The organism is Enterobacter sp. ECC-219 (assembly GCF_043966805.1).
In the GTDB taxonomy this organism is placed as follows: Bacteria; Pseudomonadota; Gammaproteobacteria; order Enterobacterales; family Enterobacteriaceae; genus Enterobacter; species Enterobacter cloacae_N.
Genome location: NZ_CP143680.1, coordinates 3,099,394 through 3,119,145, shown reverse-complemented (window position 1 = coordinate 3,119,145; position 19,752 = coordinate 3,099,394). Strand labels below are relative to the sequence as shown.

Genomic DNA, 19,752 nt, shown 5'->3' with positions numbered 1-19,752 from the left:
AATCCTCACTGGTCAACGGTGCGGATCCTGTTTGATTCCGCTTTTGTTACGAAGAAATACCGGTTTTACCGGGATAGCGTTCTTACTGGCGCTCATATGCGCCGTTTGCCTGAGATAGTCCCGGAAGTGTGGCGTTTGTCGGTGCAGTTGATACGCTTCCTCACTGGCGTAAACCTCATAGAAGTACCAGCGGTTTGGCGTCTGTAAGTCTGTAGCGGCATACATGGCTAACACGCCTTTCTCAACGTTGAGCGACTCAGCCATTTCAGGCAGAACGATGTTTTTAAATTCGGTCTGAAATTCAGGCTTTACCTCAACGATCACCAGATTATTAATGGTTCGCTCATTCGGTAGGATGTGTTTGTCCCCCAGAAATTGGGGCTCCAGAGTGATTTTATTTTTCCGATCGATAATGTCAGGTGCCCGGGCAGCGAATGCCTTGTACGGTTCAGCATTCAGATGTTTGCGGTAAGCACGCTCGTTTTCATAGAGTTCGACCATGAATGCCTGACGTGGATTGTCGCTTCGTTGCAGGGCGTACATCGCCAGCGTACCTGCTTCATGATCAACCGAAGCGGAAATCGTCTGCCTGGCCACGTCTTCAAACTCTTTGTCCCGATCGTGCTTGACGCCGAGCTCAAAGATATTCATCACGGGCTTATTCTGCGTGTCCGGTTTTGTTGCAAAGACAGGGCTGCTTATTAGCATACAAATTAAAAACATAAGGGGCTTTTTCACGTTGATCCTTTTACTGAAATTACTGTTTGCTACCGCGTCCAGACCTGCTTAACGTCTTTCGTTTGCGGCGTGTTTTGCGCCATGATCCCCGTCAGAACGTGCGGCTGGTAGGTTTCTTGCAGAAACCGGATTTCCTGCGGGCTCAGTTGAAGATTTACGGCGTTTACCGCGCCATCGACGTGATCTTTTTTTGTGGCCCCTACGACAGGTGACGTGACTTTTGTCAGCAGCCAGGCGAGTGAGATTTCCGTCATGGACACCTGATATCGTTCAGCAAGCTCGGCGACGCGCTCGATAATGATCCGATCCTGTTCAGCCGTGCTGTCATATTTTCCGCGGGCATAGGCATCCTCGGTGGCTCGCCGCGTGTGGCCTTCTTTCCGGGAGAGACGACCGCTGGCCAGCGCGCTATAGGGGGTCATGGCGATATCATCTTCAGCGCACAGACCGAAGAGCTCTCGTTCATCTTCACGCATAATCAGGTTGTAGTGGCTTTGCACGGAAACAAAGGGCGTCAGCGCTTCGCGTTCGGCAAGGGCGTTCGCTTTCGCAAGCTGCCAGGCATAGCAATTGGAAATACCAATAGCGCGCACTTTGCCCGCAGTAACGGCGGCATGAAGCGCTTCAAGCACCTCAATAACTGGCGTGTTGTAATCCCAGATGTGGTAGATGTAGAGGTCGATGTAGTCCATCCCCAGATTCTGCAGGCTCTGGTCGAGCGATCGGGCTATTGCCTCTTTTCCGCCGATCCCCGCAGCAATTTGCGCGGCGGTTCGTGGCAGAAACTTGGTGGCCAGCACCACGTCCTCGCGTTTTGCCATCTCCCGCAGCGCCCGGCCAACGTATCGCTCGCTGGAGCCGTTCTGATAGGCGATGGCGGTATCGTAAAAATTGATACCCTTTTCGAGACCGTAGCGGATGATGTCCCGGCTTGCTGTTTCGTCCAGCGTCCAGCTATGCTGGCCCGTTAACGGGTCGCCAAACCCCATACATCCCATACAGATGCGGGAGACCAGTAAGTCACTTTTACCGAGCCGGGTATACTGCATCGTTATTCTCCCTCTGGATTATTCACGACGGAATTGAGCAGATCGACAAGCCTTGAAGCGTGTTCCCGGGCAAGCGTTTTTTGCTGCGCGATTTTGTCGGCATCCCGGTCGGCATAGCTGATACCGCAGGTATAAACCGGCGCCAGCAGCTCAAGATTGCACAGTTTTGCCGTGGTCTCGAACGGAATAAGATACTCTTCAATGGCATGGACAAAGAAACCGTCAGCGGTATAGAGCGCCTGTGGCGCCCCTGTAGTGAAGGAGAGGAGCAGCTTTTTACCGCCCAGTTTCGCCGTTGAGCCATGCGCGAAGCCGTGGACAAAGACCTCGTCCAGCCATTGTTTCATTAACCCGGGCAGCCCATACCAGGAAAAAGGAAACTGCCAGACAATCACATCGGCCCTGAGCAGGCTTTCCTGCTCCGCAGCGATATTGAATTTGCCGTCCGGATAGAGCCAGTCCAGACGACGAATTTCAGCATCGGGAAGGGCGGTCGCCACTTCATCAAGGATAGTGGCGTTGGCGACGGAATGGTTCAGCTCAGGATGACCTGAAATAACAAGGATATTTTTCATTTCAATACGTTAAAGAAGCTGGTGAATTTTTAACCCAGTATAGAGTGACACCATTATTTTTTTTAGAGCAGTAAAGGCTCATTCACTTTTAGACAAAAACTAATAATGGTCGACGGATTTCATTGTGCCCGGTCATCATGAACCCGTGAACTACGCCGTGATGCCCAGTAAACGTTCTGCATTGCGAAACGCGATGGCCTCTTTTTCAGCATTGTTGACGGGCAGACTGTCGATAAATGTTTTTACACCGTCCAGGGTCTGATAGGGGTAATCAACGGAGAACAGGATCCTGTCTGCCCCCATTAACGCGTAGATAAACTGGAAGTGCGGCAGTGTCAGCATACCTGACGGGGTAACGTAAACGTGTTCCTGGAAGGTTCTCGTTAGCGTGCGTGACAGACCCGTTGCAGCCAGCGGAAGGCTGTCATCAAGACGCTGCAGCCAGAAGGGCAGCATCTCCCCCCAGTGGCCACTGATTACCTGCAGGTGGGGATATTTATCAAATGCGCCCGATAACATCAGCCGTAACAAATGGATCCCAGCTTCGTGATGCCAGCCCCAGCCAAACATGGAGAGCCGGGCGTTGACCTCTGCATTGAAGCCCGTGAAGTAGGCCTGTTGCACGCTTTTAACCGGTAATCCGGGATGAAGATAGAGTGGCACATTCAGTTTATTAAAGCGGGAAAGCAGGGAGTCATAGTCAGGATGATCGAGAAAGCATGAAGAGGGTCGGCCATTCAGAAGAGCCCCCTTAAACCCCAGTTTTTCAACTGCGCGGACAAGCTCTTTTTCAGCCTCTTCCGGCTGTGCCCAGGGAAGTGTGGCAAATGCCGCGAAGCGATCCGGATGATTTCTTACCGCCCCGGCAAGGCGGTCGTTTGCCGCCGTATTTAATGTTACCGCTTTATCACCGGGAGCCAGCTGGGGGAATCCGCCCACAGAGAGGATCTGCAGGGTAATTCCAGCCTCATCCATATCCCTGAGGCGGCTGCCTCCCAAATCAGCGCCTTTCGCGTTTATCAGCGCATTCTTTTCTATCTGCGGCCGGCTTCGGTCAGGATTATGACCATCAGCGACGGTTTTCCCCCAGTCGCCAAGGAAAGGTGCCTGCTCAAGCGCAACAGGCATACACGCTCGCCCTAACTCGCTGTCGAGATAATGTTCTTCGAGGCAAATGATTTTCATATTCTCACCCTTCATACAAAGCAGTAAAAGTGATGCAGATTAGGATCGCCCGGAACAGCCCGTTCGTGAGTGTCATTCATGGCAGTCTGTCCCGGACAGGGTTTACACCATCGGTTTTTCCCAGGCGCCTCGTGTATCCACTCTGGTCTCTGTGGCGAGTTGTTCCAGCAGGATGATTTCCTCATCGCGTAACTGGATGTCTGAAGCGCAGGCGGCGTCCAGAACGTGATGGACTTTAGTCGCACCAACGAGGGGAAGGGTACCTTTTGCAATAGCCCATGCGATGGCTATCTGTGCCACGCTGGCATTCCTTTCGGTTCCCATTTTTTTCATGGCGGCGGTTAATCTTTCTATCTGCGGCAGTACTGCGTTATAACTTTCGGCCCGGCCACTCCCGGCAGGCATGGGATGATTTGAATCATAACGACCACTGAGCGCGCCTTGCTCCAGGACCATGTAAGCAAAGAACGTGATGTTATTTTGTCGGCAGTAATCAAGGATCCCGGCCTCTTCAGAGGCGCGATAGAGCAGGCTGTAATGATTCTGTACTGCACTGAGGGAATAACCGGAAGCGTTAAGGATTTCATTGGCGCGTCTGATTTGTGCCAGATTGTGGTTGGAAACCCCTACGCGTTTTACCTTACCGCTTTGTAAAAGTGGGATCAGTCCTGGCGTCCATTTCTCGACGTCGAGGGGATTGTGGATCCAGTAGATATCAATCGCGTCCACGCCCAGGCGTCCGAGGCTGGCCTCAAGCATATCGCTGACAGGCTGCGCTGACTGATCGTTCGCAATCTGCGGCGTGAATTTGGTGGATAAAATCATATCCTCGCGGGGGAACTGACGGACTAATGCTCCCAGCGCTGCCTCGGAACTCCCCATGCCATATACTGCTGCGGTATCCCAGAGATTCAGACCCTTACTCATGGCCGTGGTGAACACGTCTGCCATCTGAGTATCAGAAAGATGATTGCCGAAGACGGTGTCGCCACCGGCGAAGCCTGTGCCCCAGGACCATGTGCCCAGCGCGACGGAAGGTAGTGTTTTCATATTCAGCTCCTGTAAAAAGGCCGGAACGTTGCTGACTTAAACCGGCCAAAGAGGGTGAGTAACGATAAAAGACAGATGAATGAATTAAGTTGGCTGGCGGAGGGCATTTAACAGCGCCACACCCACACCGTGCGCTGAAGCGGGATTCTGCCCCGTGATAAGGCGTCCATCGGTAACCACGTTTTCAGACCAGTTCGGGGCCTCATGATGAAGCGCGCCATGCTCGCGGAGTGCAGTCTCAAGCAGGAAGGGAACCACATCTGTGGTGTGAACTTCTTCCTCTTCCTTGTTGGTAAAGGCCGCCACGTTTTTGCCTTTCACCAGGTATTCGCCGCTGCTGAGCTTTGCGTCAACCAGTGCCGCAGGTCCGTGGCAGACGGCTGAGACAATCCCATCACTTTCATACACTTCGCGGATAATACGCTGGGCATCCTGGCTGTCGCGGAAATCCCACATGGTTCCATGCCCGCCCGCAAAGAAAACGGCGCTGTAATCGGTACCGTTCAGCTCGGATAACGAAGGCGTTGTGGCCAGGCGCTGCTGAAAATCGGTTTCGTTCCAGAACCAGGCGTTGACAGAGTCACTGAGGTCAAATCCATCCACCGGCGGCTGTCCCCCGCGAATGCTGGCTATCGTCGTTTTTAGTCCGGCATCTTCCAGTACTTTCAGCGGATGCGTCAGCTCAGCCAGGAAAAAACCGGTTGGTACACCGGATGCGCCTTTAATCGGATGGCTGGAAACGACACACAGCACGGGTTTATCTGCAGGTTTCATATCGGGCCTCACTCTTTATTTTTAAATTCAGCGGCAAAGAGATTTTCCCAGTTAATAAAGGAGCCAAGCGGAATGCACTCAAAGCTTAATAAGCCTGCTTTTGCCAGCGGGAATTCGGCCATTACGTTCATCGCTTCATCGACAGAGTCACATTCAAGAAAAATAGCGACGCCAGGTCTGTCCTGACGGAAGTAGATGTCGCGGATGAAGCCGGATTTATACAATCCCCAGGCGTGCAGCGCTTCAGCGTGAAGGTGTGGAGCATATTTTTCCAGCGATGCTCCAGGTGCGGGGATATCCAGACATAAAATTCGCATCATAGTCTCCTGAACTCGGGTTGTTGTAGAAAGAGATAAAAGTATAAGAGGCGAATTTCACGAAGATTAGAGGGGCATTGACTTAAGCATCTTTAGGCTGTACTTAATAATTAAGCCGTGATTGCTTAAGGAACACATTATGAATAACGCCCTGTATAACCAGATACGCATCTTTCAGAGCATTGCACGTGAGGGCAATATTTCGGCAGCCGCAAGAAAACTGGAAATTACGCCTCCCTCCGTCAGCAATGCGCTTAAACTGCTGGAAGAGCATATTGGCCATCCGCTTTTTGTGCGTACGACCCGCCGTATTGAGCTGACGGAAACCGGGCAGCTGTTGCTGGAACAGACCGCTGCGGCGGTGGAGTCGCTGGAAAATTCGCTTGAAAGCATTCGCGACCAGAATCAGGAGCCCTCTGGTATCGTGCGTATCACGCTCTCGCGTTTTGCCTATCTGTTAATTCTCAAGCCTACAATGGCGGAATTCTGTCAGCAATACCCGGGTATACAGCTGGAAATATCGGTTTACGACGGTACCGTGAATATCATCGAAGAGCGTTTTGATCTTGGGATCCGTTTTGGCGATATTCTCGAAGGTGGGGTGGTGGCACGGCCGTTAATGAAACCCTTTCGTGAAGGGTTATATGCATCCTCAGCTTATATTCGCGAGTATGGAATGCCCGAGGTGCCGGCTGACCTCAGTCAACACAAGCTGATTGGCTACCGTTTTATTACTAACAACCGCATCCTTCCGTTGATTCTTAACGACCGCGGAGAGCAGTTGACGGTTGAGATGCCCGGGCAGTTAATCAGTAACGATATCGACGTTATGGCTGACGGGATCCGTAACGGGCTGGGAATTGGACGCCTGTTTGAACCCATCTGGCAGTTACAGCCCGACAGGGAGCACTTTATCCCCGTGATGGAGAGTTACTGGAAAACCTACCCGCCGGTCTATCTCTATTACCCTAAAAATGCGGGTAAAACGAAAAGAGTGAAGGCCCTGATTGATTTTCTGATATCCGCTACGGGGCGATAAAGACGATAACGCATCGTCCCGTATGGAAGCGCTATTTCACAACCCCAGCGGCCTGGCCTCCTGTATGAACTCAATCAAAAGGCGAAGCCCGGTCGGCAGTTGCCGGCGGCTTGAATAATAGATATAAAAACCTTCCTCCAGCGGGGACCATTCCGTAAGCACCAGGCGGAGCCGTCCATCCTTCACATAGGGTGCAACAAGAGGCTCCGGAAAATACATCAGGCCGGCTCCACCTAATACGGCCACAAGGCCCGTTTCAGCCTGGTTGACCGTCACTGAGCCAGGCACAGTGATTTGGTACGTTTCGCCGTTTCGTTCAAGTTCCCAGCGATAAATCCGATCGTCGCCGAGACGATTGCTTATACAGCGATGGTGTAATAAATCATCCGGATGTTCAGGCGTTCCGTAGCGTTCAAGGTAGTCGGGGGATGCTGCGATAACCCAGCGAATATCGGCAGATAAACGCCGGGCAACCATGTCTTCCGGAACGGTGCCACCATAGCGGATACCGGCATCGAAGCCCGCATCAGTGACGTCAACCATACGGTTGCTGGCAACAATATCGATTTCAATATCGGGATAGCGATCCATAAAAGCGGGCATGACCGGCGCAAGCAAAAGATTGGCCGCTTCAACGGCAGCATTGATGCGGATACGTCCGGTAGGGGTATTACGATACCGGTTAAGCGATTCAAGCGCGCCTTCTATTTTGTCGAAAGGTTGAAGGACAGACTGAACCAGTTCTTCACCTGCAGCCGTAGGTGTAACGCTCTTGGTCGTGCGATTAAGGAGGCGAACCCCGAGCCGTGTTTCCAGTCCCTTCAGGGCATGACTAAGCGCTGATGCACTGACACCTAATTCAATCGCCGCACGGCTGAAACTGCGATGACGTGCAATAGCCATGAAATAAATGAGATCGGCGACATCAGCTCTGCTTATTTGCATACAGAATCGTTTTCCTTGTGCGTTAAGGCCCGAATGCGTTGATACGGAAATGATATACACCATAGACCGACCAGGGCTAATCCGTTGCTGAATTTATTTCACAAGTCCATCCACTCATCGCCTCTCACTGAACACGTTGTGCTTCGTTATTCTTGAAAATTATGCGCTCTGGCCGTCGGTCAGGGCGGAATATTCATCTAACGGAGCCGTGTATGAACTATACGCATCTTGGCCGCACCGGCCTGAAAGTCAGCCGCCTTTGTCTCGGAACCATGAATTTTGGTGACGTCACCGACGAGAAAACCAGCGCCCGCATTCTGGATGAAGCGCTTGAGGCGGGTATCAATTTCATTGATACAGCAGACGTGTATGGCACTGAGCAATCACCCGATATCCAGCAAGGTTCGGGGCTGTCTGAAGAGATTATTGGTCGCTGGCTCCAGCAGGGTGGCCGCCGTGACCGTATCGTTCTGGCGACGAAAGCCTATCAGCCTATGGGACCGGGTCCGAACGATCGCCGTCTTTCTGCTTATCATATTCGCAAGGCCTGCGAGGACAGTTTGCGACGGCTTAAGACCGACCATATTGACGTCTATCAGATGCATCACATCGATCGTTATACACCATGGGAAGAGGTCTGGCAGGCCATGGAGCTCCTTGTTCAGCAGGGAAAAGTGCTTTATATCGGTAGCAGCAATTTCGCAGGCTGGGACATTGCGACTGCGCAGTCAGTTGCCACGGCCCGCCATTCCCTGGGCCTGGTTGCTGAGCAAAGTCTCTACAATCTGACTGCCCGAACCGTTGAGCTGGAGGTCATTCCCGCATGCCGTCATTTTGGCCTGGGACTGATTCCCTGGAGTCCACTTGCCGGAGGGTTGCTTGGCGGCGTACTGAAAAAGATGGCCAGCGGGCGCCGTGCGAGGCCCGCGTTTGCCCGTCTAATCGAACAGTATCGTCCGCAGCTGGAAGCCTACGAAGGATTATGTGAGGACCTCGGCGAAACCCCTTCCGATGTGGCGCTTGCGTGGCTCCTGCAGAATCCTGTCGTTACTGCGCCACTTATCGGGCCTCGTACGGTCGAGCAACTCCGGGAGGCGCTTCACGCAACGACAATCACGCTATCAGACGACACCATGAGCTGTCTCGACGAAATCTGGCCCGGACCCGGGGGAGAAGCGCCCCAGGCTTATGCCTGGTAATGACCAAATTAATGAATCCTTTCTACGCTATAGGGAGTTCCAGTTTATGAGCAAGATGATCCATGACCAGCATTCTGCTTCCGTACCCGCTTCCCGGGATCGTCGCAATTTTCTGATCGCTGGCGCCGGTCTGGCGTTGGCCGCTTCCACCCTTGGCAGGAGCGGAGCAGTGATGGCTAAACCGGCTGGTCAGGACACGTCGAACGACCCTTCGGACGCTGTTCCCGTCCAGAAGGAGACCTTAACCACGCGTAAACTCGGCTCGCTTGAGGTTTCAAGCATGGGACTCGGGTGTCTGCCTATGGTGGGTTATTACGGCGGTGGTCCGCGCGATCGTAAAGCCATGGTTTCGCTCATCCGGGCAGCCTTCGAACAAGGCATCACGTTCTTTGATACTGCCGAGGTGTATGGCCCCCATCTCAGTGAAGAATTTGTCGGGGAAGCACTGGCCCCCGTTCGCGATCGTGTGGTGATTGCCACTAAGTTCGGTTTCGGCGTGGAGGAGGGGAAGCCAACCTCCCTCAACAGCCATCCTGACCATATCCGCCGCGCCGTAGAGGGCTCGCTAAAGCGTCTGAAAACGGACCACATCGATCTTCTTTATCAGCATCGCCCCGATCCGAATGTGCCGATCGAGGATGTGGCGGAAACCGTGAAGGCGTTGATCCAGGAGGGTAAAGTGAAACACTGGGGACTGTCGGAAGCTAGTGCCAGGACAATCCGCCGCGCACATGCGGTACTCCCTGTGACTGCAGTACAGAGTGAGTATGCCATGTGGTGGCGTGAACCGGAGACGCGGATATTTCCAACGCTCGAAGAGCTGGGTATCGGCTTCGTACCTTACTGCCCGACCGCCCGGAGTTTCCTTGCCGGGGCAGTCAATCCAGATCAGCGGTTCGACAGCACAGATAGGCGGCATAACCTGCCACGCTTCCAGCCCGATGCACTGGCCAAAAACATGGTACTGCTTGAATTTGCGCAATCGTGGGCCCGTCGCAAAAACACCACTCCGGTTCAGTTCGCGCTGGCGTGGGTTATGGCACAGCGGCCATGGATTGTCCCTATCCCGGGTACGACGCAATATCCGCACCTGATAGAAAATCGCGGTGCACCGCAAGTCCGGTTGACGGACAGCGAGTTACGCGAAATCGATGCAGCGCTTGCCAGGATCCCATTGCAGGGCGGTCGCGCAGATCCGTTTACCGAAAGTCAGTTTGATAAAAGTTAAACGGTGATGGCCACCTTTTTTCACATCAGTGGCCAGGGAGACCCGGCAACGCCGGGCCAGGGTAGGGCATTAACAGTCCTGTATTGCTGAAGGCGGCGTGAGTGAAGGTGGCGTATCCGGAAGCGGGGGATTGATCCCGTCGACGGGGTGCGGCAGATAGTGTGCCTCGAGTTCCATGATTTCGGCATCGCTAAGTGAAAAGTCCAGCGCGCTGATAGCCGTATAAAGATGTTCTGGTTTCGTCGCGCCTACGATCGGTGCTGTGATGACCGTTTTTGATAGCAACCAGGCAATTGCAACATGGGCTCTTGGCACATCGTGCTTTTCGGCAATTCTGGCAACAACATCAATAACGGGCTTATCCAGAAGGGCTGCGTTCTCATACATTTTTAACGCAAAGGCATCGTTTTGCGTTCGTCGGGACGTGACACTCCAGTCGCGCGTGAGCCTGCCGCGTGCCATCGGACTCCAGGGGATCACACCAACGCCCTGGTCTTCACACAGGGGCAACATCTCGCGCTCTTCTTCCCGGTAAAGCAGGTTGTATTGCGGTTGCATCGTAATAAATCGGGTCCAGCCGTTACGCTCTGCAGTATGCTGCATTTTTGCAAAGCGCCAGGCTTCCATAGATGATGCGCCGATGTAACGTACTTTTCCTGATTTAACGAGGTCATGCAGAGCCTCCATGGTCTCTTCAACAGGCGTGGAGTGGTCAAAGCGGTGAATCTGAAAGAGATCCACATAATCCATACTTAAGCGCATCAGGCTATCGTCAATAGACTGAAAAATGGCCTTGCGGGAAAGAAACCCGGTATTGGGTGAGTTGCGCCACGGAAAGAAGGTCTTTGTCGCCACAACGATCTCATCGCGTCTGGCCATTTCTCTCAGCGCTTTTCCAGTGATCTCTTCAGAACTTCCGCCCGAGTAGATATTCGCGGTATCAAAAAAATTAATGCCCGCTTCAAGCGCCTGACGAATGAGCGGACGTGACGCCTTTTCATCCAGGGACCAGGGTTGAGGCAAACGTTCAGGTTCACCATAGCTCATACAACCGAGACAAAGACGGGAGACTTGCAAACCGCTACGACCCAGATTCACATACTTCATTCTGTGTTCCTTCTTTTATTGCCAGCAATTCTGTATGTGACAGGGTATTGCACAGACATGAAGGGAAACAGCATGCGCCATCGAATGGTGTTTTGAGTTTTTTTCACAAATCGTCGTAATCGACAGTGAAAGACGAGAAGCGAGAGGGAGGTCAGAATTAGTAACAGATTGATGTATCGGCCCGTGATTAACTATCAGATATCATTTAACATAATATACATTATGCGCATTAAGATGAAGACAGGGAAAATCTGCCTTTCTACGGTCGTGATTGCCCTGGTTATAGAAAGCCTGTGAGCTGCCAACTTCTACGTTTATACAAGGTTAAAAAACGTTTGATATACTCAAGCCTTTGACCACCGCTCCCGCAGACTTATGGAAATTGAACTCGATAAAAGCTTTAAAGAAAGGATTTTCCACGCTGTCATTTTTGAAGTGACGGCCAACGTCATTATCGCACTGTCTCTTGCATGGTTGATGAACGTTTCGGTACTCCAGTCCGGTTCGTTGTCCGTGATATCCGCACTTACCGCAACGGCCTGGAATTTTGTCTTCAATAAGCTCTTTGACTCCCTGCAGAAAAAACATCAGTTTCAACGAACATTCCTCGTTCGCGCCATCCATGCGGTTGGTTTTGAAACGGGCCTTATCGTCTCCTTAATTCCTGTAGCCATGTTCATGCTGGATTTAACGATCGCTGAGGCATTTTTTGTTGAGATTGGCCTTGTTCTGTTTTTCCTGCCATACACGATGCTCTTTAACTGGCTTTATGATTACCTGCGTTGGACATTCGTTGGGCGGAAACGGTCTGCTGTGTAGCGAATCTTGATATCGGTCACATTCACAACCCCTTGATCGCATTGGACTCCACTCTCTTTCTATACTTCCCATTTCGTTATCACTTTTTGAGGAGTCCATAATGTTTGATCATGTGAAATTCGGCGTCAGCGATTATGAGAAAAGTAAAGCCTTCTTCCTCATGGCGCTTCAACCGCTCGGTGTCGAACTCGTCGATGAAGGCTCTCCCGACTATGGCGTCGAAATGAGTTCCGGCGACGTTTCTCTTTGCCTTTTTCAGTCGAATGATAAACCCGCTCCGCTTCATCTGGCCTTTGTGGCCACGACACGCCAGCAGGTTAATGACTTTTACCATGCCGCGTTGCGCGCAGGCGGACGCGATAATGGCGCACCGGGATTGCGCTCCTACGGCAAAAATTACTATGCAGCATTTGTCATTGCGCCTGACGGTCATAATATCGAAGCGGTATGCCATGCCCCCGAGGAGGAATAATTTAACTTCGTAAATTTGCATGATAATGCTTGATATTGCACGATAATGCCGATTATTATCCCCGTAATGTGACACGCAAACCTGCAACATCATGCAAAAACACTTAACGAGGTGAATATGACGCAACAGCTGATTTTGATTGCCGGCCCCTATCGCAGCGGAACCGAAGGCGTTCAGGCACGCATTGATGAAAATCTTGCCCGTCTTGAACGTGCTGCATTAGCCGTTTACCAGCTCGGCCACGTTCCGGTGATTGGTGAATGGCTGGCGCTTCCACTGGCGAAGGCCGCGGGCTCAAAGTCTGTAGCCGATGAGGTCGCAGAATCGATGCTGTATCCCGTTGCGCACCGGCTCATCGCAAAGTGCGATGCGATTTATCGTATTGCCGGCGCGTCTCAGGGCGCGGATATGGACATAGAGGTTGCCCGTAAACACGGCCTCACGATTTATACCGCACTTGAAAGCATTCCTCAGGCTTAACTCTGCCCGCGCCAGCCAGTTTTCTGGCTGGCTCACGCGGTAGCCAGCACGATCGATACCCCTTTTTCCGATACCGCATTCACCCAGCCACGATCGGTATCGCCTTCGACGACAATCGTATTTGCCAGTGACACATCGCCTATTACAAATGATGACGCCGTGTTTATTTTTTCCGGCGACGCAAGGACAACCGTCTCCGCGGCTCTGCCGGAAAATGCACGTTTGATGCACGCCTCTTCGAAATCACCGGTCGTCAGCCCTGCTTCCGGATGGATGCCAGTCACGCCCATAAAGAACAGATCCGCATGAATGTTTTCAATGCCTTCAATAGCCGCCGCGCCGACGGCCACAATCGAGTGCTTATACAAACGGCCACCGATCAGAATCACTTCGATGGAAGGATGATTAACAAGCGCCAGAGCAATGCTCGGACTGTGCGTCACCACGGTAATACGCAGGTCATGCGGTAAGAAGGCGATCAGCTCTGAGGTGGTCGTTCCTCCGTCAACGATCACCACCTGGCCCGAAGAGATCAGCTGCGCTCCCTTCTGCGCCACCTTTCTTTTGGCATCCATTTTCACTGACTGTCGTTCCGCGAAAGGCACAATAGCGGAAGACGACGGCAGCGCGCCGCCGTGAACTCGCTGTAAACGCCCCTCTGCCGCCAGCTCGCGTAAATCGCGTCGGATGGTGTCTTCAGAGACGTCGAAGAGAACGCTTAGCGCTTTTGACTGAACCTGACCTTCGGTGCCGAGCTTTTCGAGGATCAACTGTTTTCGCTGACTGGTGAGCATCATGGATTCCTGATATTGCATGTTTAATCTTGAAACTGCACGTTAATGCTGTTATTGATATTTACTCTACGTAAGGAGGATGAAACGTGCAATCAAAACGTGCAGATGTGCGCATCATTGACAGTGAAACGCTGTCCGATAACTGGTACTTACTTAAAAAATATATGTTTGACCTGCAAAGACGCGATGGCGAATGGCAGCGGCAAACGCGTGAAGTTTATGACCGGGGGAATGGCGCCACGATCCTGCTCTACAACCGTGACCAAAAAACGGTGATTCTGACCCGCCAGTTCCGCTTCCCGGTCTTTATCAATGGCCATGAGGACGATCTGATTGAGGCGGCGGCCGGCCTGCTCGATAACATGGATCCGGAAAGCCGCATTAAAGCAGAGGCGGAAGAAGAGACCGGGTTTAACGTGTCGAGCGTGCAGAAAATCTTTGAAGCCTATATGAGCCCTGGCTCCGTCACGGAGAAACTCTACTTCTATCTTGCCGAGTATCAGCCGAAGGACAAAACCAGCGCAGGCGGCGGTATCAAAGCGGAGGGAGAAGATATCGACGTACTGGAAATGCCCTTTGAAGAGGCATTGCGGGCAATTGATGCGGGCAAGATCGTCGACGGAAAAACCATCATGCTGCTCTATCATATTGCGCTAAAAGGCATTCTGTAACCTGCCGCTCTCGACGCCTGCCCCGGTGCAGGTGTCGGCCTGTGCTATCCTTGCTGAAACACGCAAAACGGAGATCTGAAGATGGCCGACTGGAACCCTTCGCTTTACCTGCAATATGGCGCCGAACGAACGCGCCCCGCCGCTGAGCTGCTTGCCAGAATTCCCCTCGATGACGTCGCCACCATCGCCGATCTGGGCTGCGGGCCGGGCAATAGCACGGCGCTGCTGCACCATCGCTGGCCGAAAGCTCAGATCGTCGGCGTCGATAACTCACCAGCCATGCTGGAAGAGGCACGTAGTGCACTGCCCGGCTGCCAGTTCGTTGAGGCCGATATCCGCCAGTACAGGCCTGGCCAGCCGCTGAGTCTGATTTATGCCAATGCTTCGCTGCAATGGGTTCCTGACCATTACGATCTTCTGCCTCATCTTGTCTCTCTGCTCGCGCTAAATGGCGTACTGGCGATCCAGATGCCTGATAACTGGCTCGAACCCACGCACGTGGCGATGCGCGAAGTGGCGCTGGAGCAGGACTATCCTGACCGCGGTCGCGAGCCTCTGCCAGGCGTGCATGCCTATTACGATATCTTGTCGGAGGCCGGCTGCGATGTGGATATCTGGCGGACAACCTATTTCCATAAAATGAGCTCGCACCAGGCCATTATTGACTGGGTCAGCGCCACCGGTTTGCGGCCGTGGCTCCAGGATCTGAACGAGAGCGAGCAGAAACGTTTCCTGAAACGCTATCACGAACTGCTGGAAGAGCAGTATCCACTCCAGGAAAACGGGCAGATACTGCTGGCTTTCCCGCGGCTGTTTATTGTGGCTCAGCGTCAGCCCTGAACGGGGCTATGAACGGGCCTCTTTGAGCAGCTGCTGAATAACTTTTTCCTGCTGCTCATAATCACCTTCACCAAAGGCGGTATAGCGCAGCTGGCCTTTTGCGTCGAAATAGTAGTGCGCGGGCCAGTACTGGTTGCCGAAAGCGTTCCAGATTTGATAGTTGTTGTCCGTTACAACCCGGTACGGTAGTTGCCATTTATTTACCGCGTTTTTCACCGAGGCGATCGGTTTCTCCCAGGGATATTCAGGCGTGTGTACTCCTATGACGACCAGGCCCTGAGACTGGTATTTTGTTGCCCAGTCGCGCACGTGCGGAAGCGTATGCTGGCAGTTAATGCAGTCCCAGGTCCAGAAATCGATCAGAACCACTTTCCCGCGTAATGATTCAGACGTGACAGGGTCACCGTTCACCCACCCTGTCCCACCGCTTAATGAAGGCAGCTGGCTGCTGGGCTCGGTCATCACTACCGGCTGAAGCTTCGGCGACTGCGTGGCGGGTTTCGCCAGATTCAGCAGCGTGGTTTCAAGGCGATCCGCGACGCCGTTCGCGCCCTGCAGAACCGACGTCATCCCCGTTGCGTTAAAGACGACGGCCGCTAACATTACCACGCCTGCCCCCTGACGTAGCTTTTCCATCAGCGCCGATTTGGCTTTCAGCGGCGCCATCAGCGTGCGGCCTCCGAGAACGAGTAAACCCAGCATCAGCGCGCAGCCGCTACCATAGGCGGCCAGCAAAGCGCCTGTGGCAATGGCCGAATGTCCGGCAATATTGATGCTGAAAATGGCGCCCAGGATCGGTCCCGCGCAGGGAGACCAGAGCAGCCCGACCGCAAGCCCGGCCAGAAATGCCGATGCCATACCGCGCGTTTGCCCGCTTCGCGCGTTGAGGACATTTCCTGCGCTGACAGCCGGCCCGGCAATACGCTGGGCAAAAGCAGGAAAAATTAAGGCCAGCGCGGCCGCGGCCAGAACGATAAGCGCAATCCAGCGCCCGATGATAGTTGCGTCTGTTATCCACTCGCTGGCAACGGTGACCACCATCGCCACCAGGGTGAACATGACGATCATCCCCGCGAGCAGCGCCAGAATGTGCCGCCGCTGCCCCTGAAAACCGGCGAACAGGAGTGGAATAACCGGGAGCGTACATGGACTGAGCAGGCTTATCATCCCGCCCAGAAAAGCAATTATCAGAAACATAAACACCTCACAATACAAGTCCTGCGACGCTGCAGTGAGGTTATTTCATCGTGCGGATGTGTTCAGGATATGTGTAAAAGCATGGTTTTTGTCTGGCTCTGTATCGCCCTTTCCGGCAGATACAAAGCCGTACAATTAACGGCGCGGGAGTGTAATCGAGACGTCCAGCCCGCCCTCTGCGCGGTTTGCCAGCTTCAACTTTCCGTCCAGCTGTGCGGTGAGCTGCGCAGCGATCGCCAGGCCAAGGCCTGTCCCGCCGGTATCGCGGTTGCGTGATGTTTCCACCCGATAAAACGGCTGTAATACTGCCTCCAGTTCGGCATCCGGTATACCCGGCCCGCCGTCCATGATGTGAATGGTCACCTCTCCGGCAGTCGAGTCATCAATGCTAATGGTGGCGTACTCGCCAAATTTCAGGGCGTTATCCAGCAGATTGGTCATCACCCGGCGAAGCGCCTGTGGACGCGTGACGATGGGCAAACGGGTTTCGCCTGCCTGAAACTGCACGTTCTTACCGATGTCCTGATAATCGCAGGCGATGCTGTTTATCCAGGCATTCAGCTCCAGCTTCAGCGAGGTTTCTTCCAGTGATTCTGATGACCGGGCATACGCAATGCCCTCCCGCACCAGACGCGTCATATTATCAAGGTCATTTAAAAGCTTGTCGCGCAGTTCAGGCTGTTCGGCCATCTCAACACGAAGCTTCATGCGGGTAATGGGCGTCTGGAGATCGTGCGAAATGGACGCCAGGATCTGCGCCCGCTCCCTGAGATAGGACTGAATTCGCGCCTGCATCGCGTTGAAGGCATGCGCTGCACGCTGCACCTCAACCGGCCCCTTTTCCGTCATTGGCGTGTTGGCGGCCGGGTCCAGGGAATCTACCGCGCGGGTAAATTGCGAAAAAGGCCGCACCACCTGCCGCACGGCGATCCAGGAGCAGGCAGCCAGCACGAGCAGCTGCAGAATCAAAACCACGGGCAGCCAGCTGGCGACCGGCGGCATCCGTGGGATCAGATCGATGGTCAGCGGCGCGCCATCGCGTAACGTGAGATGCGCCTGAATGTGTGAAATGGCGCCGGGAACGGCAGTGAAGCTGAGCGGGTACTGTGCCGCAAGCGTCGCTTTTAAGGTTCGGATGGCGTCCCGCGAACGCTTATCCGTCGGCGCGTTGCCGGGTTCTCCCGGCCCCAGAATATAGCGGTAGTTACCGCGTTCAAGTTGCGGCAGCCAGGCCGCGCGTTCATTGGCGGGTAAGCGGTCTAAAATAGCCACGCTGGTCGCGACATCGTATTCCAGATTACCGAGCATCACCGTTCGGGCGCTATGCATACGCTCAATCATGACCAGCGTCAGACTCAGCGCGTTGGCCAGCAACAGTCCGGACAGCACGACGATCAGCAAGCGGGCCAGCAGCGAGCGGGGCCAGAGCGTCATTCGTTAGCCTCTATGATGGTGACCGGCATGGTAAAAACGTAGCCCTCGCTGCGCACGGTTTTGATATACGCGGGCGTGCGGGCATCTTCATTCAGACGCTGGCGAACCCGGCTAACCAGTAGATCGATTGAGCGTTCAAACAGTTCGGCGTCACGCCCCTGCGTCAGGTTGAGCAGCTGATCGCGGGTCAGCACCCGCTGCGGGTGGTCAAGGAAAACGCGCAGCAGGCGATATTCTGCCCCGCTGAGCGCCACGATCACCCCTTCCGGGTCAATCAGGTGGCGGGCAACGGTATCGAGCTGCCATTCACCGAACGTCACCAGCCGCCCTGCTTCCGTGACCTGTAAATTGGGCGGCATCGTGCGAAAACGGCGTAAAATCGCTTTGATACGTGCCAGCAGTTCGCGGGCGACAAACGGCTTCACCACGTAGTCATCCGCGCCCATCTCCAGACCGAGGATCCTGTCCGTCTCCTCATTGCGCGCCGTCAGCATCAGGATGGGCAGATCTTTATATTTCCCGACGCGTAATTGCCGACACAGCGTAAGCCCGTCGTCGCCGGGCATCATAACGTCCAGCACCACCAGGTCGATATGCTGCTTATCCAGCACGACGCGCATCTCTTTGCCGTTTGCCGCGCCAGTGGCGCGATAACCGGACTTAACGAGATAGTCGATAATCAATTCACGAATATCCCTGTCGTCATCGACGACAAGGATATGATCAATATGCTCCACCGAAATCTCCAGACCGAAGGGTAACGTATTGAAAATAGCACAATTCAGAGTTTGTCAGCGTCAACAACTGCCTTGACGAAATCCTGCGGATCTTCCTGAGGCGGATTGTGCCCCACGGTTGCGCCGAAGGTACGGTGTTCATATTTACCGGTAAATTTACCTGCGTAGGCCTGCGGTGCCGGATGCGGCGCCCCGTTGTTTCCGCCTTCGATGGTGATCGTTGGAACGGTGATATTCGGCAGTGTGGCCAGCTTTTGCTCGTAGCTGTCGTATTTGCGCTCGCCTTTTTCCAGCCCTAAGCGCCAGCGATAATTGCTAAGCGTCACCGCAACGTGATCCGGGTTATCAAGGGATTTGGCGCTGGCGTTGAAGGTTGCATCGCTAAATTTCCAGTCAGGCGAGGCCTGAGACCAGATCAGACGGGCGAAGTCATGGGTGTTTTTGGCATAGCCTTCAGCACCACGCTCGGTGGCGAAATAGAATTGATACCACCACTGCTGCTCCGCTTTTGGCGGCAACGGTTGTTTGCCAATCTGCTGGCTGCTGATGAGATAACCGCTCACCGAAACGAGCGACTTAACGCGTTCTGGCCACAGCGCCGCAACGATATCCGCCGTACGGGCGCCCCAGTCATAGCCTGCAAATACCGCCTGCTTGATATTCAGGGCGTCCATCAGGTTCACGATATCTTTCGCCATTGCGGAAGGCTGGCCGTTGCGCGGTGTTTTTGCCGACAGGAAGCGCGTGGTGCCGTAGCCGCGCAGGGAAGGTACAATCACGCGGTAGCCTTTTGCCGCCAGCGCAGGCGCGACTTCAGCGTAGCTGTGAATATCGTAGGGCCAGCCGTGTAATAAAATAACCGGTTGGCCGTCTTTAGGACCAATGTCGACATACCCGACGTTAAGATCGCCTGCGTTAATTTGCTGTGGACGATCGAAAGCCGCCGCGAAGTTAGTGCCGGTGACTTCGGCCTGACATGACATGACGGTGCCAAGGGAAACGGTGAGAGCAAGCGTTGAATAAGCGAGTTTGCTGAACATGTTGGTATCTCCGGTTGAGTACAATTCACGGGGATATAACAACACTGCAATGTATAGCGGAT

At 53.7% G+C, this 19,752-nt stretch carries 22 protein-coding genes; 8 read left to right on the top strand and 14 right to left on the bottom strand.

Annotated elements, in window-relative coordinates; translation table 11 throughout:
* Positions 1-12: 12 nt before the first annotated feature.
* The 7 genes from V1603_RS14815 to V1603_RS14785 all read right to left on the bottom strand — a co-directional run bounded on the left by V1603_RS14815 (position 13) and on the right by V1603_RS14785 (position 5,688).
* Complete coding sequence (locus V1603_RS14815; RefSeq protein ID WP_395313991.1) at positions 13-708, bottom strand: putative quinol monooxygenase; 696 nt, start codon at positions 706-708, stop codon at positions 13-15.
* A 59-nt stretch (positions 709-767) separates the two neighbouring features.
* Positions 768-1,787, bottom strand: coding sequence for an aldo/keto reductase (locus V1603_RS14810; protein ID WP_395312850.1), 1,020 nt, complete (start codon positions 1,785-1,787; stop codon positions 768-770).
* 2 nt (positions 1,788-1,789) lie between these two features.
* A complete protein-coding gene (locus V1603_RS14805; RefSeq protein WP_302218380.1) occupies positions 1,790-2,362 on the bottom strand; it encodes an NAD(P)H-dependent oxidoreductase in 573 nt (190 codons plus the stop codon).
* Positions 2,363-2,512: 150 nt separating this feature from the next.
* Positions 2,513-3,547: an amidohydrolase family protein gene (locus tag V1603_RS14800; RefSeq protein ID WP_395312849.1), complete on the bottom strand. Its 1,035-nt coding sequence runs from the start codon at positions 3,545-3,547 to the stop codon at positions 2,513-2,515.
* Positions 3,548-3,649: 102 nt separating this feature from the next.
* Positions 3,650-4,597 (bottom strand): aldo/keto reductase, encoded by a 948-nt coding sequence (locus tag V1603_RS14795; RefSeq protein WP_395312848.1) that lies wholly within the window; start codon positions 4,595-4,597, stop codon positions 3,650-3,652.
* Between the two features lie 84 nt (positions 4,598-4,681).
* A complete protein-coding gene (locus tag V1603_RS14790; RefSeq protein WP_116339868.1) occupies positions 4,682-5,371 on the bottom strand; it encodes a type 1 glutamine amidotransferase domain-containing protein in 690 nt (229 codons plus the stop codon).
* 8 nt (positions 5,372-5,379) lie between these two features.
* A complete protein-coding gene (locus V1603_RS14785) occupies positions 5,380-5,688 on the bottom strand; it encodes a superoxide dismutase (protein WP_395313990.1) in 309 nt (102 codons plus the stop codon).
* A 139-nt stretch (positions 5,689-5,827) separates the two neighbouring features.
* Between V1603_RS14785 and V1603_RS14780 the strand changes: the two genes are divergently transcribed.
* Positions 5,828-6,727 carry a LysR family transcriptional regulator gene (locus V1603_RS14780; protein WP_395312847.1) on the top strand — a complete coding sequence of 300 codons (900 nt, stop codon included), beginning with the start codon at positions 5,828-5,830 and terminating at the stop codon, positions 6,725-6,727.
* A gap of 36 nt (positions 6,728-6,763) precedes the next feature.
* On the opposite strand, the gene V1603_RS14775 is transcribed toward V1603_RS14780, so the two are convergent.
* Positions 6,764-7,672 (bottom strand): LysR family transcriptional regulator, encoded by a 909-nt coding sequence (locus V1603_RS14775; RefSeq protein WP_116339872.1) that lies wholly within the window; start codon positions 7,670-7,672, stop codon positions 6,764-6,766.
* Positions 7,673-7,884: 212 nt separating this feature from the next.
* On the opposite strand from V1603_RS14775, the gene V1603_RS14770 reads away from it, so the two are divergent.
* The gene (locus tag V1603_RS14770) at positions 7,885-8,871 is read left to right on the top strand and encodes an aldo/keto reductase (RefSeq protein WP_048240786.1); all 987 of its coding nucleotides are present in this window, start codon (positions 7,885-7,887) and stop codon (positions 8,869-8,871) included.
* A gap of 280 nt (positions 8,872-9,151) precedes the next feature.
* Positions 9,152-10,099, top strand: coding sequence for an aldo/keto reductase (locus tag V1603_RS14765; protein ID WP_239508628.1), 948 nt, complete (start codon positions 9,152-9,154; stop codon positions 10,097-10,099).
* Between the two features lie 69 nt (positions 10,100-10,168).
* On the opposite strand, the gene V1603_RS14760 is transcribed toward V1603_RS14765, so the two are convergent.
* Positions 10,169-11,206 carry an aldo/keto reductase gene (locus V1603_RS14760; RefSeq protein WP_395312846.1) on the bottom strand — a complete coding sequence of 346 codons (1,038 nt, stop codon included), beginning with the start codon at positions 11,204-11,206 and terminating at the stop codon, positions 10,169-10,171.
* Positions 11,207-11,581: 375 nt separating this feature from the next.
* On the opposite strand from V1603_RS14760, the gene V1603_RS14755 reads away from it, so the two are divergent.
* The 3 genes from V1603_RS14755 to V1603_RS14745 all read left to right on the top strand — a co-directional run bounded on the left by V1603_RS14755 (position 11,582) and on the right by V1603_RS14745 (position 12,977).
* On the top strand, positions 11,582-12,025 hold the full coding sequence (locus V1603_RS14755) for a PACE efflux transporter (protein ID WP_080327072.1): 444 nt from the start codon (positions 11,582-11,584) through the stop codon (positions 12,023-12,025).
* 100 nt (positions 12,026-12,125) lie between these two features.
* The gene (locus V1603_RS14750) at positions 12,126-12,497 is read left to right on the top strand and encodes a VOC family protein (RefSeq protein ID WP_163329408.1); all 372 of its coding nucleotides are present in this window, start codon (positions 12,126-12,128) and stop codon (positions 12,495-12,497) included.
* Between the two features lie 117 nt (positions 12,498-12,614).
* Positions 12,615-12,977 (top strand): DUF4406 domain-containing protein, encoded by a 363-nt coding sequence (locus V1603_RS14745; RefSeq protein WP_316379145.1) that lies wholly within the window; start codon positions 12,615-12,617, stop codon positions 12,975-12,977.
* Positions 12,978-13,009: 32 nt separating this feature from the next.
* Here V1603_RS14745 and V1603_RS14740 read toward each other — a convergent pair whose 3' ends face one another.
* Positions 13,010-13,771 carry a DeoR/GlpR family DNA-binding transcription regulator gene (locus V1603_RS14740; protein WP_116339882.1) on the bottom strand — a complete coding sequence of 254 codons (762 nt, stop codon included), beginning with the start codon at positions 13,769-13,771 and terminating at the stop codon, positions 13,010-13,012.
* An 86-nt stretch (positions 13,772-13,857) separates the two neighbouring features.
* Between V1603_RS14740 and V1603_RS14735 the strand changes: the two genes are divergently transcribed.
* Positions 13,858-14,442, top strand: a complete 585-nt coding sequence (locus tag V1603_RS14735) for an NUDIX domain-containing protein (protein ID WP_395312845.1) — start codon at positions 13,858-13,860, stop codon at positions 14,440-14,442.
* Between the two features lie 81 nt (positions 14,443-14,523).
* Positions 14,524-15,282, top strand: a complete 759-nt coding sequence (tam, locus tag V1603_RS14730) for a trans-aconitate 2-methyltransferase (protein WP_116339886.1) — start codon at positions 14,524-14,526, stop codon at positions 15,280-15,282.
* A gap of 6 nt (positions 15,283-15,288) precedes the next feature.
* Here the strand turns inward: tam and V1603_RS14725 are convergent, their stop codons facing one another.
* The 4 genes from V1603_RS14725 to V1603_RS14710 form a co-directional block, all read right to left on the bottom strand.
* Positions 15,289-16,479, bottom strand: a complete 1,191-nt coding sequence (locus V1603_RS14725; RefSeq protein ID WP_395312844.1) for a cytochrome c biogenesis protein/redoxin — start codon at positions 16,477-16,479, stop codon at positions 15,289-15,291.
* A gap of 135 nt (positions 16,480-16,614) precedes the next feature.
* Positions 16,615-17,913, bottom strand: coding sequence for an ATP-binding protein (locus V1603_RS14720; RefSeq protein ID WP_395312843.1), 1,299 nt, complete (start codon positions 17,911-17,913; stop codon positions 16,615-16,617).
* The gene (locus tag V1603_RS14715) at positions 17,910-18,650 is read right to left on the bottom strand and encodes a response regulator (RefSeq protein WP_233003489.1); all 741 of its coding nucleotides are present in this window, start codon (positions 18,648-18,650) and stop codon (positions 17,910-17,912) included. The genes V1603_RS14720 and V1603_RS14715 overlap by 4 nt, the downstream gene beginning before the upstream one ends.
* Positions 18,651-18,694: 44 nt before the next feature.
* Positions 18,695-19,690 (bottom strand): alpha/beta fold hydrolase, encoded by a 996-nt coding sequence (locus V1603_RS14710; RefSeq protein ID WP_116339894.1) that lies wholly within the window; start codon positions 19,688-19,690, stop codon positions 18,695-18,697.
* Between the last annotated feature and the right edge of the window lie 62 nt (positions 19,691-19,752).

Excerpts from the sequence above, each read along its gene's own strand:
- V1603_RS14815 (WP_395313991.1), bottom strand. The coding sequence starts at position 708 with ATGCTAATAAGCAGCCCTGTCTTTGCAACAAAACCGGACACGCAGAAT.
- V1603_RS14810 (WP_395312850.1), bottom strand. The coding sequence starts at position 1,787 with ATGCAGTATACCCGGCTCGGTAAAAGTGACTTACTGGTCTCCCGCATC.
- V1603_RS14805 (WP_302218380.1), bottom strand. The coding sequence starts at position 2,362 with ATGAAAAATATCCTTGTTATTTCAGGTCATCCTGAGCTGAACCATTCC.
- V1603_RS14800 (WP_395312849.1), bottom strand. The coding sequence starts at position 3,547 with ATGAAAATCATTTGCCTCGAAGAACATTATCTCGACAGCGAGTTAGGG.
- V1603_RS14795 (WP_395312848.1), bottom strand. The coding sequence starts at position 4,597 with ATGAAAACACTACCTTCCGTCGCGCTGGGCACATGGTCCTGGGGCACA.
- V1603_RS14790 (WP_116339868.1), bottom strand. The coding sequence starts at position 5,371 with ATGAAACCTGCAGATAAACCCGTGCTGTGTGTCGTTTCCAGCCATCCG.
- V1603_RS14785 (WP_395313990.1), bottom strand. The coding sequence starts at position 5,688 with ATGCGAATTTTATGTCTGGATATCCCCGCACCTGGAGCATCGCTGGAA.
- V1603_RS14780 (WP_395312847.1), top strand. The coding sequence starts at position 5,828 with ATGAATAACGCCCTGTATAACCAGATACGCATCTTTCAGAGCATTGCA.
- V1603_RS14775 (WP_116339872.1), bottom strand. The coding sequence starts at position 7,672 with ATGCAAATAAGCAGAGCTGATGTCGCCGATCTCATTTATTTCATGGCT.
- V1603_RS14770 (WP_048240786.1), top strand. The coding sequence starts at position 7,885 with ATGAACTATACGCATCTTGGCCGCACCGGCCTGAAAGTCAGCCGCCTT.
- V1603_RS14765 (WP_239508628.1), top strand. The coding sequence starts at position 9,152 with ATGGGACTCGGGTGTCTGCCTATGGTGGGTTATTACGGCGGTGGTCCG.
- V1603_RS14760 (WP_395312846.1), bottom strand. The coding sequence starts at position 11,206 with ATGAAGTATGTGAATCTGGGTCGTAGCGGTTTGCAAGTCTCCCGTCTT.
- V1603_RS14755 (WP_080327072.1), top strand. The coding sequence starts at position 11,582 with ATGGAAATTGAACTCGATAAAAGCTTTAAAGAAAGGATTTTCCACGCT.
- V1603_RS14750 (WP_163329408.1), top strand. The coding sequence starts at position 12,126 with ATGTTTGATCATGTGAAATTCGGCGTCAGCGATTATGAGAAAAGTAAA.
- V1603_RS14745 (WP_316379145.1), top strand. The coding sequence starts at position 12,615 with ATGACGCAACAGCTGATTTTGATTGCCGGCCCCTATCGCAGCGGAACC.
- V1603_RS14740 (WP_116339882.1), bottom strand. The coding sequence starts at position 13,771 with ATGCTCACCAGTCAGCGAAAACAGTTGATCCTCGAAAAGCTCGGCACC.
- tam (WP_116339886.1), top strand. The coding sequence starts at position 14,524 with ATGGCCGACTGGAACCCTTCGCTTTACCTGCAATATGGCGCCGAACGA.
- V1603_RS14725 (WP_395312844.1), bottom strand. The coding sequence starts at position 16,479 with ATGTTTCTGATAATTGCTTTTCTGGGCGGGATGATAAGCCTGCTCAGT.
- V1603_RS14720 (WP_395312843.1), bottom strand. The coding sequence starts at position 17,913 with ATGACGCTCTGGCCCCGCTCGCTGCTGGCCCGCTTGCTGATCGTCGTG.
- V1603_RS14710 (WP_116339894.1), bottom strand. The coding sequence starts at position 19,690 with ATGTTCAGCAAACTCGCTTATTCAACGCTTGCTCTCACCGTTTCCCTT.